The organism is Paraburkholderia rhynchosiae, assembly GCF_002879865.1.
GTDB classification, from domain to species: Bacteria; Pseudomonadota; Gammaproteobacteria; order Burkholderiales; family Burkholderiaceae; genus Paraburkholderia; species Paraburkholderia rhynchosiae.
The window spans coordinates 142,160-155,638 of record NZ_PNXY01000008.1 but is presented as its reverse complement, the minus strand read 5'-3'; the positions used below and the strand labels follow the sequence as shown (position 1 = coordinate 155,638).

10 protein-coding genes are annotated in these 13,479 nt (G+C 62.5%); 3 read left to right on the top strand and 7 right to left on the bottom strand.

Going from position 1 to position 13,479, the window contains the following annotated elements; genetic code table 11:
- Nucleotides 1–55 precede the first annotated feature (55 nt).
- Nucleotides 56–1,417, top strand: coding sequence for an MFS transporter (locus C0Z16_RS13815; RefSeq protein WP_102632715.1), 1,362 nt, complete (start codon nucleotides 56–58; stop codon nucleotides 1,415–1,417).
- An 85-nt stretch (nucleotides 1,418–1,502) separates the two neighbouring features.
- Here C0Z16_RS13815 and C0Z16_RS13810 read toward each other — a convergent pair whose 3' ends face one another.
- From C0Z16_RS13810 to C0Z16_RS13800, 3 genes are all read right to left on the bottom strand, one after another.
- Nucleotides 1,503–2,213, bottom strand: a complete 711-nt coding sequence (locus C0Z16_RS13810) for a TetR family transcriptional regulator (RefSeq protein ID WP_102632714.1) — start codon at nucleotides 2,211–2,213, stop codon at nucleotides 1,503–1,505.
- 174 nt (nucleotides 2,214–2,387) lie between these two features.
- A complete protein-coding gene (locus C0Z16_RS13805) occupies nucleotides 2,388–3,677 on the bottom strand; it encodes an NAD(P)/FAD-dependent oxidoreductase (protein ID WP_102632713.1) in 1,290 nt (429 codons plus the stop codon).
- A gap of 77 nt (nucleotides 3,678–3,754) precedes the next feature.
- Entirely contained in the window at nucleotides 3,755–4,687 is a 933-nt protein-coding gene (locus C0Z16_RS13800) for a dihydrodipicolinate synthase family protein (protein ID WP_102632712.1), read from the bottom strand.
- A gap of 134 nt (nucleotides 4,688–4,821) precedes the next feature.
- Between C0Z16_RS13800 and C0Z16_RS13795 the strand changes: the two genes are divergently transcribed.
- On the top strand, nucleotides 4,822–5,835 hold the full coding sequence (locus tag C0Z16_RS13795; RefSeq protein WP_102632711.1) for a LysR family transcriptional regulator: 1,014 nt from the start codon (nucleotides 4,822–4,824) through the stop codon (nucleotides 5,833–5,835).
- Between the two features lie 191 nt (nucleotides 5,836–6,026).
- Nucleotides 6,027–9,110 (top strand): transglycosylase domain-containing protein, encoded by a 3,084-nt coding sequence (locus C0Z16_RS13790; RefSeq protein WP_102632710.1) that lies wholly within the window; start codon nucleotides 6,027–6,029, stop codon nucleotides 9,108–9,110.
- Between the two features lie 15 nt (nucleotides 9,111–9,125).
- On the opposite strand, the gene C0Z16_RS13785 is transcribed toward C0Z16_RS13790, so the two are convergent.
- The 4 genes from C0Z16_RS13785 to C0Z16_RS13770 form a co-directional block, all read right to left on the bottom strand.
- On the bottom strand, nucleotides 9,126–10,352 hold the full coding sequence (locus C0Z16_RS13785; RefSeq protein ID WP_102632709.1) for an ROK family transcriptional regulator: 1,227 nt from the start codon (nucleotides 10,350–10,352) through the stop codon (nucleotides 9,126–9,128).
- A 29-nt stretch (nucleotides 10,353–10,381) separates the two neighbouring features.
- Complete coding sequence (locus tag C0Z16_RS13780) at nucleotides 10,382–11,179, bottom strand: ATP-binding cassette domain-containing protein (protein WP_102632708.1); 798 nt, start codon at nucleotides 11,177–11,179, stop codon at nucleotides 10,382–10,384.
- Between the two features lie 19 nt (nucleotides 11,180–11,198).
- Nucleotides 11,199–12,185, bottom strand: coding sequence for an ABC transporter permease (locus tag C0Z16_RS13775; RefSeq protein ID WP_102632707.1), 987 nt, complete (start codon nucleotides 12,183–12,185; stop codon nucleotides 11,199–11,201).
- Between the two features lie 87 nt (nucleotides 12,186–12,272).
- Nucleotides 12,273–13,277 (bottom strand): sugar ABC transporter substrate-binding protein, encoded by a 1,005-nt coding sequence (locus C0Z16_RS13770; protein ID WP_102632706.1) that lies wholly within the window; start codon nucleotides 13,275–13,277, stop codon nucleotides 12,273–12,275.
- Nucleotides 13,278–13,479: the final 202 nt, after the last annotated feature.

The following is a 13,479-nucleotide window of genomic DNA, read 5'->3' as shown; positions in this document are numbered from 1 at the left end:
TAGCGCACGCCCGTACACGACGGATACATGACCAGTCAGAGGAGACTACAACGATATGCCGCAACCGATTCAATCCACTCCGGCCGACACCACGCGTCAGGCCGGCGCGACCGCGAGCAGCGCGCGCCGCTCGAACGCCCGTTATCAGATACTCGGGCTGCTTGCCGTCGGCACGATGATCAATTACCTGGACCGTACCGTGCTCGGCATTGCCGCGCCGCAACTGACCAAGGAACTCGGCATCAACGCCGCGATGATGGGTCTGCTGTTCTCGGTGTTCTCGTGGAGCTATGTCGCTTCGCAGATTCCGGGCGGGCTATTCCTCGACCGTTTCGGCAGCAAGCTGACCTATTTCCTGTCGATGAGCTTCTGGTCCTTGTGCACGCTCGCGCAAGGACTCGTGCACGGCATCGCCGGGCTGTTCGTGTTCCGCCTGGGCCTCGGCGTCTCCGAAGCGCCGTGTTTTCCGACCAATAGCCGCGTAGTCGCGACATGGTTCCCGCAGAGCGAACGCGCGATGGCGACGGGCACCTACACCGTCGGCGAATATATCGGCCTCGCGTTTTTCAGCCCGTTCCTGTTCATGCTGATGGGCGCGTTCGGCTGGCGTTCGCTCTTCTATGCGGTTGGGGGCGTGGGCATCGTGTTCGGCGGCATCTGGTGGTTGCTGTATCGCGAACCGCGCGATCATCCGTCGGCGAATCAGGCCGAACTGGACTATATCGAAGCGGGCGGCGGTCTCACGCAGCGGCACAAGGACACCAGTGCTGCTGCGGCACCGGCGAAGAGCGGCTTCGAATGGCGCACCATTGGCCGTCTGCTCAAGCATCGTCAATTGACCGGCATCTGTCTCGGCCAGTTCGCGGGCAACTCGACGCTCGTGTTCTTCCTCACGTGGTTTCCGACGTATCTGGCGACTGAACGCCACATGGGTTGGCTGAAGATCGGCTTCTTCGCGATCATGCCGTTCATCGCGGCGTCGATCGGCGTAATGTTCGGCGGACTCTTCTCCGACTGGCTTTTGCGTCGCGGCAAGTCGCCGAACGTTGCGCGCAAGTTGCCGATCATCGCAGGCCTGTTGCTCGCGTCGACGATCATTCTCGCGAACTACGTGCAGAGCAACGTGGCGGTGATCGCGATTCTGTCAGTGGCGTTTTTCGCGCAAGGCATGGCTGCGCTGGGCTGGACGTTGGTATCGGATATCGCGCCCGAAGGGCTGCTCGGCGTGACCGGCGGCATCTTCAACTTTGCCGCGAATCTGGCCGGTATCGTGACGCCGCTGGTGGTCGGCTTCATCGTCGCCGCGACCGGGTCGTTTGTCGGCGCGCTGGTGTTCATCGGCGTGATCGCATTGATCGGCGCGCTGTCTTACATCTTTATCGTCGGCGACATCAAGCGGATCGTGCTGGTGGATTGAACAGCCGGGTGTAACCTGAGTGCGTAAAAAACGGGACGTGGCGCAGGCCACGTCCCGTTTTACATTTCGGACCGCAAGCCGATGGTCAGTCTTCCTTGCGCACGAAACGCAGCACGGCGTCCACGATCATCGCGCGATGACGCGCTCGCAGTCTCGGATGCGACGGGTCGCGTCCAAACGCGGTGCCGAACGTATGACGATTACCCACGCGATGAAAGCACAACGAGCTGATCAGCAGATGGAGGTCGATTGCGTCCACGTCACTGCGAAACTTGCCGGCCGCGATACCGCGTGCCAGCAGATCTTCGATCGTATGAATGACGGTCACGTTGCGGCCTTTGAAGCTTTTGACCTGCTCGACGTATTTCGCACCGTTGATGTTTTCGATCGTCACGAGGCGCACGAAATCGCGCTGGCGGTCGTGATAGTCGAACGTGAATTCGACTAGCGCGCGCATGCCCTCGATCGGATCGAGTTCGCTGACATGCAGATCCTGTTCGAGCGCGCGAATGTCGCCATACACCTTTTCGAGCACCGCCTGGTACAACCCTTCCTTGCTGCCGAAGTAGTAGTACAGCATGCGCTTGGTGGTGTTGGTGCGCTCCGCAATAGCGTCGACGCGCGCGCCCGTCAGACCCATCGCGGAGAACTCCTGGGTCGCGACGTCGAGGATATTGCGCTTCGTCTGTTCGGGATCGTACTTGCGTCGAGCGTCGCTACGTCGGGCGTCCTTGCGCGGTGCGTCGGACGGGATGCCGTTGGTATCGGGCTCGGCGGCCTTGCTTCCCTTTTTCATTGTGTATTCGAGCGGCAGTGACCGCGCATTCTAGCATGGCGAAAACGGCCTCTGGCGCGGGTTTTGCGCGCAAAGGGCCGCTTGCCGTAGTGAATTGGCGGCGTATCGAGCGGGGCATGTCCTGGCCGGCCGCCTCGAACGCCGGCCCGCCTCATCCGGTTGCATCAGGTGCTTTCAAACGGAGCCGCGAGGTCGCCGGCGGCGCGCGGCGAATACGTCGCGCGCTTGCATCGCGGTGTAGGTCAACTGAGCGGCGACGAGGCCGAGCGCCCCGTACGCGGGTGTCAGGCCGAAGGCGGCGAATGCTGTGGGCACCGGACGCTCGCCTGTGATCGCGGCGGCCAGCAGTTCGCCGGACATCGTGGTCGGCGCCATGCCGTGTCCGCCGAAGCCGACCGCGTGCCACACGCCGTCCGCACTGCGCCCGATTTGCGGCATCTTGTGCCGCGCGTAACTCATCAGACCGCCCCACGCGTAGTCGACACGCACGTCGTGCAATTGCGGATAGACCTTCAGCAGATCGCGCCGCAACAGTCGCGCGATGACCTCCGGCGCGCGATCGCGCACCGAGATGCGTCCGCCCCACAGAATCCGTGTGTCGGGCAGCGGGCGATAGTAGTCGAATGCGAAGCGGGTATCGTAGACGGCCGCGCGCGTGTCGATCGCGTCTTGCAGACGCTCGCCGAGCGGCTCGGTCGCCATGACATAGGTGGCGATGGGCAGCACCGCGCGCTCCACTTTCGCGTAGACATTGCGCGTATACCCGCCGCCCGCCATCACGACGTGTCGCGCGTCGATGGCGCCTTGCGGCGTGTGCACGACGAAGCCCGCGCCGTCGCGCTGCAGATTCACGACCGGCGACTGCTCGTAAATCTGCACGCCCGCGCTGGCCGCTGCATCGGCGACGCCAAGCACGTATTTCAGCGGGTGAAAGTGAAACGCGTTGCGCTCGAACAGGCCGCCGTGATAACGGCGCGTCTTCAATTGCGATGCCAGTTGTTCGGCCGTCACAGGTTCCCAGTCCACGCCAAATGAATCCCGCATCAAACGCCGCTGTGCGTCGAGCAGCGCGGGTTCGTCGAACCAGTTCGCGAGGATGACGCCGGCGTCGATCGCGTCGCAATCTATCCCGTAGCGCGAGATGCGGGCGCGCATCAGATCAACGGCGTCGGTGGTGAGCGTGTACAACTCGCGCGCGCGAGCCGCGCCGAGCGTTTTCAGTAGATCGGCGCAATCGAGACTGTAGCCGCCGAACACGAAGCCGCCGTTGCGACCAGACGCGCCGAAGCCGACTTGCCGCGCTTCGAGCACGGCGACATCAGTCACGCCGCGCTCAGCGAGCCCCAGCGCCGTCGATAACCCAGCAAGCCCGCCGCCGATGATGCACACCTCGACACTGCGCCGCCCGGCGAGCGGCGCGTAAGTAGACGGGCGGGTGACGGTGGCTTCGTAAAAGCTTTGCATACCGGCTAGCGTAGCGGGAATCGCTTGCCCGCGTCCAGTCGCGCGCGCCTGCCGCCTTCTATCGCCCTCTATCCGTTCTATTGCGCCCAGCGCAGCACCAGCGGATCGAGCCGTCGCGCGACTTTCAGCAATCCTTCACGCGTGGCCGGATGCATTGCCGGCAACGGATGGCGTACCGCGTCGGAGCGAATCACGCCGCCTTCCTTCATCAACGCCTTGCACGATGCAAGGCCACCCTGGCGGTTTTCGTAGTTGATCAGCGGCAGCCACTGCTGATAGTGAGCGGCGGCGGCTTCGGTGTCGCCGGCCGCATAAGCGTCGACGATCAGGCGGATGCCGTCGGCATAACCGCCGCCCGTCATCGAACCCGTTGCGCCTGCATCGAGATCGGCCATCAGTGTAATGGCTTCTTCGCCGTCCCACGGCCCCACGATTGCATCGCCGCCGAGCTCGATCAACTCGCGCAGCTTGTTCGCCGCTTGCGGCACTTCGATCTTGAAGTACGACACGTGCTCGATCTCGCGAGCCATGCGCGCGAGGAACGGCGCGGACAACGGCGTGCCGCTGACCGGCGCGTCCTGAATCATGATCGGAATGTCGATTGCGTCGGACACGGTGCGATAAAACTCGTGAATGCCGCGTTCGCCGACGCGGATCGTCGCGCCGTGATACGGCGGCATGACCATGACCATCGCGGCGCCCGCCGCTTGCGCGCGGCGGCTGCGGTCCGCGCATTGATACGAACTGAAATGCGTGGTCGTGACGATTACGGGCACACGGCCCGCGACATGATCGAGCACGACGTGCATCAGCGTATTTCGCTCTTCATCGGAGAGGGCGAACTGTTCGGAGAAGTTCGCCAGAATGCACAGACCGTTCGAGCCCGCGTCGATCATGAAGTCGATGCAGCGCTTCTGGCCTTCGAGGTCGAGCTGACCCGCATCGTCGAAAATGGTGGGCGCAACGGGGAACACGCCGCGCAATGCAGCGGCATTGATGGTTCGAGTCATGATGTAGGCGCTTTTAAAAGTAATAGGGCGGGGCGATCGGAATGTCTCTGCCGCCGACTATACGGCTCTGCGGTCCGCGGGTATATTGAATTGTTTCCATCCTGTGATCGCTTTTACGACTCACCCGGGCTTTGATGAAAAACACACTGAACGTCCTGTTGGGCAAACTGCGCATGAAGCAACTGCAATTGCTGATCGCGCTCGACGACCAGAAGTCGCTGCATAAAGCGGCGGGCCTGATGTCGATGACGCAATCGGCCGCGAGCAAGGCATTGCAGGAACTCGAATCGATGTTCGAGGCGCCGCTTTTCGAGCGCTCGAAGAGCGGCATGATCCCGAATCAGCTCGGGCATTGCGTGATCCGCTATGCGCGCCTCGTGGCGACCGACCTTACCGCGCTATGCCAGGACGTCGCGGAAATACGATCGGGGCGCGGCGGGCGCCTCGCGATCGGCGCGATCATGGGCGCAATTCCCGGGTACGTGGTGCCGGCCATTAATCAACTGCATGCCGGGCAGCCGAACCTGTCGATAGAAGTGGTGGAGGACACGAGCGCGCGCATGCTCGCGCAGCTCGACGACGGCCGGCTCGATCTCGTGATCGGCCGCGCGGCGGTGGCCGCCGATCCGTCGAAATATCAGTACCGTCCGCTCGCCGACGAGCCATTGTCCGTCGTGGTCGGATACGGTCATCCACCGTTGCCTAGGAACGAGGTCAAGCTGAGCCATCTGGCGGATCACCGTTGGGTGATGTATCCGTCGCATATGCCGTTGCACGCGCTGCTCGAACGCGAAATGGATCTTGCCGGGCTGGCGATGCCCGATAACCCTATCTCCACTGCATCGACTTTCGTGACGGTCGCGCTGTTGCAAAGCAGTGCGGATCTTGTGTCGTTGTTGCCGACTGCGATCGCGGAATCGTTTATTCGGCAAAAAATGCTGCGCGTCGTGCCGGTCAAACTGAAGTCGCCTTCGCAGACGTTCGGCGTCGTGACGCGCAAAGGTGGCGTGCTGTCGCCGCCGGCCGAGCGTTTCGTGGAATTGCTGCAGGAGCCGACGAAACTGCAGGGCGAGCCTCGCCCACCCAAACTGAAGCCCATGCCGAAGCGCAAACCCGCGCCAGCAGTCGCAAAGCGGAAAGTGGCCTGAGCCAGCGGTTTCATCAGCACGCGAAAGACGTTGAATATCGCACGGGAATTCGCAATTTGCTATGCCGTCGCGACGGGTGTTGTAGTCGCGACACTGGGGGTAAATCCGAACCAATTGCGCGTGCGCGTCCGCGCTACACTCCCTTGAAGGGCGTCAGGATTACGAGGCTGGCGCCGCTCGGGAGAGCAGTCATGAATCGGCCATCGGTGCGGGTTCCGCTTCGCGCCACCAGCACCACGTGGGTGCGCAAAGGGTTCAAATGGGCGCTGGCGGCGGCGTTGTTGCTTGGGTTGGCGTGGGTTGCACGCATGTGTCAGCTCGAGATTGAAACGTCCCGTCTCCAGGCGCACTACCTCTCCGAGCTGACACGCGACATCGGCTTTGCCGTCGACGAAGGTCCCAGTCATTCCATTCGTTTTCCCGAGACGGACAAAGGTCCTTACGACACCCGTCTCGGTTACGCATTGCTGCCGTCCATCCAGCAGCGTTTGCTGCAACGCGGCTTTGAAATCACCTCGCAGGCGCGCGATTCGGAACGCATGCTGTCGCTTGCGGATAGAAGCCTTTTCCTGCCTTACGCCGAGAAGGATCAAGCCGGCTTGCAGTTGTTCGACGGCACCGGCACACCGCTTTTTAGCGCGAGTTTTCCGGGCCACGTGTATGGCAGCTTCGAAGCGATCCCGCCGCTCGTCGTTAATTCGCTGCTGTTTATCGAAGACCGCTATCTACTCGATCCGAGTCAGCCGAACCGCAATCCCGCCATCGACTGGGGGCGCTTTAGCCGCGCGCTGGTCGACCAGGGCGCGCGCGTATTCAACCACCATCAGGCGACGCCCGGCGGCAGCACACTCGCCACCCAGATCGAAAAATTCCGCCACTCGGCGGGCGGGCGTACCGCGACGCCGCCGGAGAAGCTGCGGCAAATCGCGTCCGCTTCGGTGCGCGCCTATCTGAACGGCCCGCAAACGATGCCCGCACGCGAGCAGATCGTCGTGCATTATCTGAATTCGGTACCGCTTGCCGCGCAGCCCGGCATCGGCGAAATCAACGGCATGGGCGACGGTCTCGCCGCCTGGTACGGCCGCGATTTCGACACTGTGAACCGCATCCTGAGTGCACCTTCGACAGAGCAGAATTTGCCGGAGCAGGGCGAAGCTTTCCGCCAGGTGCTTTCGCTGATGATCGCGCAGCGCGCGCCATCCTATTTGCTGCATCGCGGTTATGCGGAACTCGAACGGCTGACCGACAGTTATTTGCGGCTGCTCGCAAACGGCGGCGTGATCTCCTCCGCGCTGCGCGACGCCGCGCTCTCCGCGAAACTGGAGCTGCATCGCGCGCCGAAACCCGCTGAAAACACGGCTTCGTTCGTGTCGCGCAAGGCAGTGACGTCGATGCGCTCGAATCTGCTGGCGGCGCTCGGCATTTCGAGCTTCTATGAACTCGACCGGCTCGATCTGCAAGCCACCGGCACCCTGAACAATGCCGTGCAGCAGGCCGTTAGCGAACGGCTCGCTGCTGCCGCAACGCGCGATGGCGCGAAGGCCGCGGGTCTTGTCGGCTTCGAGATGCTGCGCGCCTCGGACGACCCGTCGAAAATCGCCTACAGCTTCACGCTGTTCGAGCGACGCGACGGCGCCAACCTCGTGCGTGTGCAAACAGATAGCGTCAACCAGCCGTTCGACATCAATTCCGGTGCGCGGCTGAATCTCGGCTCGACTGCGAAAATGCGTACCGTGGTCACGTATTTGCAGATCGTGTCCCAGTTGCACACGCGTTATGCGGCTCGAAGCGCGGCTGAACTCAAAGCCATCAAGCCCGACCCGAACGATCAATTGACGCGCTGGGCGCTCGACTATCTCTCGCATACAAAAGACCGCTCGTTGCAAGCCATGCTCGATGCGGCTGTGGAGCGCAAATACTCAGCGAATCCGGGCGAAACGTTCTACACCGGCGGCGGCGCGCAGAGCTTCAACAACTTCGAATCCGACGACAACAGCCGCATTCTCACCGTTCGCCGCGCGTTTCAGCATTCGGTGAATCTGGTGTTCGTGCGTGTGATGCGCGACATCGTCCACTACGAGATGGTGCAAACCACCGGACCTTCGTCGCAATGGCTCGGCGATCCCGCGATCCGCAAGATGTATCTGACGCGTTTCGCCGATCAGGAAAGCCGTGTGTACATGAATCGTTTTTACACGAAGTATCACGGCAAGCCGCGTGAACAGGCATTGGCACTGTTGCTGCTCGGCGTGCGCAAATCCCCACCGAAAATCGCGACGGTATTACGCAGCGTTGCACCGGACGAGTCCAACGCGTGGTTCAACGCGAAGATGCGCGCGGCGCTAAAAAATACGCCGGCTGCGTCGATACTCGATGACGAAGACCTCGCGAATCTCTACGCCAAATACGGAATCGACCGCTTCAATCTGAACGACCGCGGTTATATCGCGAGTGTGCATCCGCTCGAACTGTGGACGCTCAACTATCTGCGCGAGCATCCCGACGCAACGCTCAACGAGATTCAGAATGCGAGCCGCGATGTCCGTTTGTCGACGTATTCGTGGCTCTTCAAGACGCGTTACCACGCGACTCAGGATCGCCGTATCAAACGCATGGTCGAATTGCGCGCCTATGACGCAATCGGTAAATCGTGGCAGGCGCTCGGCTATCCGTTCGCGACGCTCACGCCTTCGTATGCCGCGGCAATCGGTGCTTCTGGCGATCGGCCGGCTGCGCTCGCGCAACTGATCGGCGTGATTGCCAACGACGGCAACAAGGTGCCGACTGAAAGCCTCACGCAACTGGACTTCGCGAAAGACACGCCGTACGAAACGCATTTTCAGCGCGCGGCCGCCGCGCCGCAACAGCAGCTTTCGCCGGAAATCGCGGGAATCGTCAAAGGCATGTTGCGCGATGTCGTGACGGGCGGCACGGCACGGCGTCTCGCGCAAGGCCTCACGTTTCCTGACGGCAGGACAATGGAGGTGTACGGCAAGACTGGCACCGGCGATCAGCGCTTTAACGTGTTCGCCAAGGGCGCACGGCTGATCGAGTCGCGCAAGGTGAACCGCAGCGCCACGTTTGTGTTCGCTATCGGCGATCGTTTTTATGGCACGCTAACCGCGTGGGTGCATGAGCCGTATGCGGCCCGCTACGAATTCACGAGCGCGCTTTCGGTGCAATTGCTTAAGTCGATGGCGCCTGCGTTGCAGCCGTTGCTGGAATCTTCGCCTGCAAAGACCGCTTCGGTGACGACGAAGGTCGCCGCGCAATGAGCGCGTCGCTGCTGATCAATAAGCCGGCTCAGTCGCCGGTTTGAGAAACAGTTCGTGCACCGGCGCGAAATGCGCATAGAGCGGCAAAATCGCGCCGCCCATCGCACGCGCGTCGGCGCCGATTGCGCCTTCCAGTAATTGCGGGCGCACCATGCCTTCCCATTCGAATCGATCCAGCACACGCTCAGTACGACGAATGATTTCGCGCACCATCTGACGGTCGAGTTCGCCGTCGATCACCACCGCTTCCAGGTCGAGCAGCGCAGCCGCATTGATGAGCGCGTTGGCAATCGCGGGACACGCGCTATCGAGCCATTGTTCGGTATGCCGCCACATTTCCGGCGACAAGGCGCGATGATCGTGCGCGGCGGCGGCCGGCTTACCTGCGTCGCTCAATAGCCGTTCCAGCACGAAACCCGATGCCGCATGCAGCAGTTGCCGCGCGGGCTTGCGCGCGCCGCCCTCGCGCAACGGAATCGAGCCGACCGCTCCCGCGTTATCGTGCGGTCCGCCATGCAGGCGGCCGTCGATCACGAGCCCACCGCCGATGAACGTGCCGACGAACAGATACAGAAAGTTGTGGATGCCGCGTCCCTGGCCCATCACGAGTTCAGCGGCGCAGGCGGCCGTGGTGTCCTTCGCGAATTCGACCGGCAGCCCGGTCATGGTCGCGATGCGCGAGCGCAAGTCGATGTCGTGCCACGCATCGAGCGCGTCGGGCGGCGCGCCGAGAAACTCGCGCCAGCCGCCGAGCCACAACGGCGCGGCCACACCCACGCCGACCACTTTGTTCGCGTTCGCGCCGAGCGTCTGATTCACGCGCGCGAGCTTGCTTTCGAGGGCGGGAAACAGCGTGCGCGGATCGGGATACGGATACTCGAATACATCGCGGCACACGACGCGGCCGGCGAAATCCATCGCCAGTACGTCGAGACTGCGGCGCCCTACCTTGATGCCGATCGTGTATGCGCCGTCGGCGCGCAACGCAATCGGCACGGACGGCTGGCCGATTCTGCCACGCACACGCGCCTGCTTTTCCAGCAGGCCGTCATCGATCAAACGGTCGACGATCATCGACACCGTCTGCATCGAAAGACGTGTGAGGCGGCCCACGTCGGCCTTCGGCAGCGGCCCATGCAGGCGGATTGCCTGCAGCACGATGCGCTCGTTGAACTGCCGCATGCCGACCTGATTCGAGCCGACAGTGCGTGTGAGGGGCGGGCGGACGCCGGTGGTATCCATGGTCGCGCCCGATCAGCGGAATGCCCGCATCATGCAATCGCCTTGACGTCCGCTTCTTTTGCACCGGTCATGATCGCGACCGCCTCCGACATGTGCACGTCTTTCGTGTTGACGAGCGCAGCGCGCCGGCCAAGCCGCTGAATATGGATGCGGTCCGCGACCTCGAACACGTGCGGCATGTTATGGCTGATGAGGATCACCGGCAGCCCGCGATCGCGCACGCGGCGAATCAGCTCGAGCACCATGTTGCCCTCCTTCACGCCGAGCGCGGCGGTGGGCTCGTCGAGAATGACGACATGCCGCGCGAAGGCGGCGCTGCGCGCGACGGCCACGCCCTGACGCTGACCGCCCGACAGCGTTTCGACCGCCTGACGCATCGAGCGAATGCCGATTTGCAGGTCTTTCATATGCGCGGTCGCTTCTTCGAGCATGCGGCGTTTGTCGATCATCTTGAAGATCGAGCCGCGCCAACCGGGTTTCACCAATTCGCGGGCGAGGAAGAGATTTTCCGCGATGCTCATGGCCGGCGCGACCGCGAGTTCCTGATATACGGTCTCGATGCCCTGCGCGCGGGCGTCCAGCGGACTGCGGAATTTGACGGGCTTGCCATCGAGCAGGATCTCGCCTTCGTCCGGCACGGTCGCGCCGGAAAGCGCCTTGATCAACGACGATTTGCCGGCGCCGTTGTCGCCGATCACAGCGAGAATCTCGCCGGGCAGCACTTCAAAATCGCAGCCGTCGAGCGCGGTCACGCTGCCATAACGTTTGACGAGTCCGCGCGCCTGCAGGACGGGCAATGCGGTGGAAGCGGAAGTAGGTGTCGACATGATGGGCTCCTTTGAGTGCTCAACCGCGACGATGAGAGAGTTTGTCCGCGGCCACCGCGAGAATCACCAGCATGCCGGTGATCAATACCTGGTAGACCGAAGAAACGCCGATCAAGGTGAGGCCATTACGGAACACGCCGACAATCAGCGCCCCGAGCAGCGTCCCGGAAATGGAGCCGCGCCCGCCGAAAAGACTCGTGCCGCCGAGCACGACCGCGGTGATGCTGTCGAGATTCTCCGTTTGTCCTGCTTGCGGATCGCCGACGCCGGTACGCGACACCGACAACAACGCAGCGATGCCGTAAATCGCGCCGGCCAGCGTGTAGACGGTAAGCAGGATTTTCTGCGACGACAAACCCATCAGCCGTGCGGCCTCGGGGTTATTGCCGAGCGCATACAGGTGCCGCCCGGGCACCGTGTCGCGCAACACGAACCATGTGCCCAGATACATCAGCAGCGCGAGCACCGTGCCGTATGTGACGTCCGCCGGGCCGAACTTGAACGTGTTGCCGAAGAACATCATTGCGTCCGGCAGATTCGACACGCTTTCCGCATTCGAATAGATCTGCGTAAGCGCGAACGCAATGTTCAGCGTGCCGAGCGTGACGATGAACGCGGGCAACTTGATGCGGGTAATGAGCACGCCGTTGAGCACGCCGAACAACGTGCTTGCGCCGATGCCGCAAAGAATCGCGAGTGCCGGCGGCAGGCCCAGAGTCACGGCGAACTTGGTCATGATGATGGAGCCGAATGCCATCACCATGCCGCATGAGAGATCGATGCCGCCGGTCAGCACGATCAGTGTCTGACCGATTGCGATGACCGCGACGACCATCGTCTGTTGCAGGATCAGCGATAGGTTCTGGAACGACAGGAAGCGGCTGCTCTGTGAAATGAAGAAGCCGCATGCCAGCACGAGTGCGATGAGCGGCCCGACTTCGGCGAGCGACGGCAAACGGTCGGAGAAATGGCGCGGATGGCCCGCGGGCGCGGAAGGAGTTGACATGATGGATGTCCTCGAGACATGAGCGTGGCACGCGCCACGCGGCAAATCATCCGGCGGCCCGGAGCGCGGGCCGCCGTACAGTACGCGTTACTTGTTGCCCCAGCAGTTGTCGAGGCCGAACTTCGTATCCTTGCTATCGATGCCGGACATCGGCTTATCGGTGATGAGCGTCACGCCCGTGTCCTGATAGCCCGAGACCTTCTTGCCGGTCTTCGCGTAATCGACGCCGGCCGTCACGCCGAGCGCGGCCATCTTCAACGGATACTGCTGCGAGGTCGCGGCAATCGAACCGGCCTTCACGTTGCGCACGCCTTCGCAGCCGCCGTCAATCGAGACGATCATCACGCCTTTGTCCTTGCCCGCGGCCTTGAGCGCGCGATACGCGCCTGCTGCCGCCGGCTCATTGATCGTGTAGACCACGTTAATGTCCGGCGATTTCTGCAGGCAGTTTTCCATTGCCGTCTGCCCCTTCGACTGATCGCCGCGTGTGTCCTGGCTGCATACGATCGAAGGATCACCTTCCTTCACGCCGAAGCCTTCCAGAAAGCCGTTATGACGCAACACGCCCACCGAGACGCCGGGCGCGAGGTCGAGCGTGGCGATCTTCGCGGGCTTGCCGTTCAGCGCGGCCTTCGCGTATTTGCCGATCAGCACGCCGGCCTTGAAGTTGTCGGTGGCGAAGAGTGCGTCGGTCGCGTCCTGCGGATCGGTCGGCGTGTCGAGCGCGACCACCATCACGCCTGCGGCGCGTGCCTTCTTGATGCTCGGCACGATTGCCTTCGTGTCGCTCGGCGTGATCAAAATCGCTTTCGCGCCGGCCGTCATCATGTTTTCGATCGCGGTGACCTGGCTCGCGTTATCGCCGTCGAACCTGCCGGCAGCGGTGACCAGCTTCGCGCCGTCTTTCGATGCGGCCGCTTCGGCGCCTTGTTTCATCTTCACGAAGAACGGATTGGTATCGGTCTTCGTGATGAGGCCGACGACGGGCTGGTCGGCCGCCTGGCTCGCGCTCGCACACCATACCGCCGAAGCGGCCACGCACATCGAGACGATTTTCCTGGCGACAGGAAGCCTGCGGGAATTCAGATTCATGGGACGCTCCTCCGGTTATTTGGCAACGATGTTCTGGACTGCGGGCGGTTGCGCACACGAACGCTGCGAGCGTGCAACCTGGACTGCGGTGGATTCCAACGTGTCGATCCGGCATCGGACCGGACCGCTTAAATCACTTTGGTTGATTTAGTACAGCAGGCGCGGCGAGGCGCGTCAAGGAATGTCGTTGGGGAGGGAGTTG

Excerpts from the sequence above, each read along its gene's own strand:
- C0Z16_RS13775 (WP_102632707.1), bottom strand. The coding sequence starts at position 12,185 with ATGTCAACTCCTTCCGCGCCCGCGGGCCATCCGCGCCATTTCTCCGAC.
- C0Z16_RS13780 (WP_102632708.1), bottom strand. The coding sequence starts at position 11,179 with ATGTCGACACCTACTTCCGCTTCCACCGCATTGCCCGTCCTGCAGGCG.
- C0Z16_RS13795 (WP_102632711.1), top strand. The coding sequence starts at position 4,822 with ATGAAAAACACACTGAACGTCCTGTTGGGCAAACTGCGCATGAAGCAA.
- C0Z16_RS13800 (WP_102632712.1), bottom strand. The coding sequence starts at position 4,687 with ATGACTCGAACCATCAATGCCGCTGCATTGCGCGGCGTGTTCCCCGTT.
- C0Z16_RS13810 (WP_102632714.1), bottom strand. The coding sequence starts at position 2,213 with ATGAAAAAGGGAAGCAAGGCCGCCGAGCCCGATACCAACGGCATCCCG.
- C0Z16_RS13815 (WP_102632715.1), top strand. The coding sequence starts at position 56 with ATGCCGCAACCGATTCAATCCACTCCGGCCGACACCACGCGTCAGGCC.
- C0Z16_RS13770 (WP_102632706.1), bottom strand. The coding sequence starts at position 13,277 with ATGAATCTGAATTCCCGCAGGCTTCCTGTCGCCAGGAAAATCGTCTCG.
- C0Z16_RS13785 (WP_102632709.1), bottom strand. The coding sequence starts at position 10,352 with ATGGATACCACCGGCGTCCGCCCGCCCCTCACACGCACTGTCGGCTCG.
- C0Z16_RS13790 (WP_102632710.1), top strand. The coding sequence starts at position 6,027 with ATGAATCGGCCATCGGTGCGGGTTCCGCTTCGCGCCACCAGCACCACG.
- C0Z16_RS13805 (WP_102632713.1), bottom strand. The coding sequence starts at position 3,677 with ATGCAAAGCTTTTACGAAGCCACCGTCACCCGCCCGTCTACTTACGCG.